The sequence below is a fragment of the Rubricella aquisinus genome, from assembly GCF_014199445.1.
Classification (GTDB): domain Bacteria; phylum Pseudomonadota; class Alphaproteobacteria; order Rhodobacterales; family Rhodobacteraceae; genus Rubricella; species Rubricella aquisinus.
The window spans coordinates 1-3,878 of the sequence record NZ_JACIJS010000020.1 but is presented as its reverse complement, the minus strand read 5'-3'; the positions used below and the strand labels follow the sequence as shown (position 1 = coordinate 3,878).

Annotated in this window: 1 protein-coding gene; it reads left to right on the top strand. The window is 63.5% G+C overall.

Translation table 11 applies throughout. From position 1 onward, the window contains the following. The coding region (locus FHS89_RS16155; RefSeq protein ID WP_246414008.1) for a condensation domain-containing protein at positions 1-3,878 on the top strand (3,878 nt) is incomplete at both ends.

Below are 3,878 nucleotides of genomic sequence, written 5' to 3'. Positions count from 1 at the left end.
AACCGGGAGAGATCGAGGCCGCCATCGCGGCCCATCCGGGCGTGGCCGCCGCCGCCGTGAAGCTGTGGCCCGCCGAAGCCGTTGCCGGGTCATCGGCAGCCGGGTCATCGGCAGCCGGGTCATCGGCAGCCGGGTCATCGCCGGCCGGGTCATCGGTAACTGGGTCATCGGCGGGCAGCACCGGTCAGGCGCGCCTTGCGGCCTATTACACGCTGGCCGAGGGCTATGCGCTGCCCGCAGCCACTGGGGCCGCGACTACCGACGCGGGCCCGTTGGGAACCGTGGCCGCACATGGCGCGGCGGCTGGCCCCGACGCGGCCACATCAGACGTGCCGAGCGCGGCGGCACAGTCTGGGATTGCGACGAGCAGGCCCGGCACGACCCGGCTGGCCGCGATGGACCCGTCGGTGCCGCAGGAGGCGGATCAGGACGGGGATCAGGGCGCACGCCACGCCCATGGGTCCACGCCCCACGGCTCCGCGCCCGCCAGCGCGACCGGCCCAATCCCGACCGAGCCTGTGCATGCCGCGGCCGATCCAACCGCGCCCGCCACCCTCTACACGGACACGCCCGACACAGACACCACCGCACCCGCAGCCCCCCTGCCCGACCTCGCCGACTGGATCGCCCGCCACCTCGCCCCCGCGATGCAGCCCGATGCGCTCATCCTCATGGACGCGCTGCCGCTCACCGCCTCCGGCAAGCTCGACCGCAAAGCCCTGCCCAAACCGCAAAACTGGGGCCAGCGCGCGCAAAACCGCGCCGCCCCCGAGGGCCAGACCGAGCAAACACTCGCCGCCATCTGGGCCGAAACCCTCGGCATCGACACCAACGAGATCGCCCGAGACGACAGCTTCTTCGCCCTCGGCGGACATTCCCTCACCGCCATGCGCACCGCCGCCCGCATCCGCGACCGCTTCCAAACCAACACAACCCTCGCCCAAATCTTCGACACACCAATACTCAAAGCATTGGCGCAGAGCATCGACGCGACCGCCAAGGACACGCCCGCCCCGACCGCAGAAATCGCGCCCGGCACGCTCTCCCCCGCGCAACATCGCATGTGGTTTTTGCAGACCCTGACGCCGGATGCGGCCCCCTACAACATGCCCGCGGCCTTCGATCTGGAGGGGGATATCGACGCGGACGCCCTCGGCAAAACACTGAAAACGCTGGCAAAAACCCACGACATCCTGCGCACCATCTACCCCACGACCGACGGAAGCCCCCGCGCGGAAATCACCGAAACCCTGCCAGACCTGATCCGCGAAACCCTCCCCTCCCGCGACGCCGCCCGTGCCCGCGCCAAAACCCTCGCCCAAACCCCTTTCGCCCTCACAACCGACATCCCCATCCGCGCCCACCTCCTCACATACGCCCCAAACCATGCCATCCTCACCCTAACCCTCCACCACATCGCCGCAGATGGATGGGCGGTTGGCCTGCTGTTGGAGGAGTTCGCATCCCTCTACGCGAAATTCCGCGCAGGGGCCGTGCCAACACCGAAACACGGCCCAAGTTACGCGGCCTTCACCGCGTGGCAGGCCGCGCAGGCCGCACATCCCGGACAGGATGCGCGCCTGAAAGCGGCGGCCGAACGGCTTGAGGGTGCGCCGCCCGCGCTCGCATTGCCATTCGACCATGAGCGCCCGGACATTCAATCCTTCAACGGGGGCAAACACCATTTCACGCTCCCCGACCCGCTGATCACCGCGCTACGGGCGCGCGCACAAGCCAAAGGGCAAACACTGTTCGTGCAGCTTATGGCGGGGTTGAACGCGATGTTGGGCCGGATCACCGGGGAGGCCGATCTGTTGATCGGAACGCCCGTCGCTCGTCGCGATCTGCCGCAGACCGAGGGGCTGATTGGCAGCGTGATGAACACGGTCGCGGTGCGCACAGCGCTGACAGAGGATATGACACTCGATCAAGTGGCGAGCGCCGTTCAACGCGGATTGCGGGACGCGATTGCCGAGCAGGACATCCCCTTTGAGCGGATCATCGACGCGTTGCACGTGGAGCGGTCGCTGTCCCATGCGCCGCTGTTTCAGGTGCTGTTTGCGATGCAGGATGACGCGCTAGACCGGTTCGAGTTGACAGGCGCGCAAACAAAACTCCTGCCGCAAACGACGCCAGCCGCCAAATTCGATCTGACCCTGACCGTCGATGACAGCACAGCGGACAGTTTGGATGCCGCCTTTGAATATGCCGCTGATCTGTTTGAACCGGAAACGATCGCGGTCCTCACGCGGGCCTATCTTGAGGTGCTCACACAGCTTGCTCAGCAGGGCCGAACACCGCTGGCGGAGGTCACGACGGGGGAAATGCCCGCCCGTGCCCTTGTCCGGAGCGAGACAGCGCCGCCTGTCGATCAAGAGCCTCAGATCGCTGGGAATGCCCCCCAAGGAGAGCTTGAGGAAACGCTCGCAAACATATGGCAAGGTTTGCTAAATCTGGATGAGGTGAGCCGCGATGTGTCCTTCTTTGCCCTAGGAGGGCATTCGCTGAACGCGAACCAAATGGTGGCGCGGTTCGAACATGCGACGGGATTAACCCTCAGCATGCGCGATGTGTTTCTGACACCGACCATCGCAGAATTGGCCGCCAAGGCGACAGCGGCACCCCCACCGGACCAACCGACGGTCGACCGCTCACAGCCCATTCCGCTCACCCCCGCGCAGTTGGACATCTACCTTGCCTGTCAAAAAGCGCCGAATAGCCTCGCCTATCTTATCCCGGCGGCCTATCGTGTTACAGGCCCGTTTAACCTTGACCGGTTCGAGGCCGCCTGCCGGGCGGTGATAGATGCCCATGAGATATTGCGCGTTGCCATTGTCGACACAGCCGAGGCACCTGCGCAAATCATTGAAAAATCGCCTTCTTTCCAGATCAATCGCCTGACCGCACCCACTGAAGAAGACGCAACCGCATGGGCGCTCAACGCCCTGCGGCAACCATTGCCGCTCGATCAAGCGCCCCTGTTTCGGATTACTGCGATTGAGGATGGCGCGGGCACCGTCCTCGCCTTCAGCTTTCATCATCTGATTTTTGACGGCTGGTCGCTGTCCCTTTTTGTGCAGGAGCTTTTTGCACGCTACCACGATCAGCCGCGCCCCGCTGACCCGGTTCAATTTTTCGACATTCCGATGCCAGTGGCAGACGCGGAGAGTGCCGCGTTCTGGTCCGCTCATCTGACCCCCGTGCCTGAAAAACTGCTCCTGCCCTATGACGGGTCTGCAAGCGGGGATGAGGCGGCTTGGCAAACGGCTCATTTGACACTGAATGAGATTAAGGCGCTGAAATCATATGCGAAAAATCATGGCATAAGCCCTTTTATCTTGAGCCTGTCGGCCCTTCAAATCCTGCTTTCCCGGCAGGCTAATCAACACGATATCACCATCGGAATTGCCACGTCAGGCCGGGAGAGCGCTGCCAAACAAGCCTCATTCGGGCTGTTTTTGAATACCATTCCATTCCGCGCCCAGGTCAGGGAAAATGACAGCCTTGCCGACCTTCTGACCCGCAATCGCGACGCGTTTAGCGCCGCGATGACCCATACGCAGTATCCGCTCTCGCACATGATTGCCGATCTTGGCGCGGCGGATGGCCCTTTGTTCGATGTTTTGATCGATTGGCAGGATGAGAGGCTGACCGATGCGCGGCTTGATGTGGCGGCTGGCGCTCTGGAGGTCGTCGATCTGCGTTTGTCGCCGACCGGAGCGAAGGCCCCGTTAACCTTCTATCTGCGTGACCGGGCGGAAGGGCTGGAGGTCTCGCTTGAACACAACGCGTCGCTTTTGTCTTCCTCCACTGCCAGCTCTCTTTTGTCGCAATTTATTGAGGGATTGCGGGGGGTTGTTGGGGGTGTTGGGTGTGTT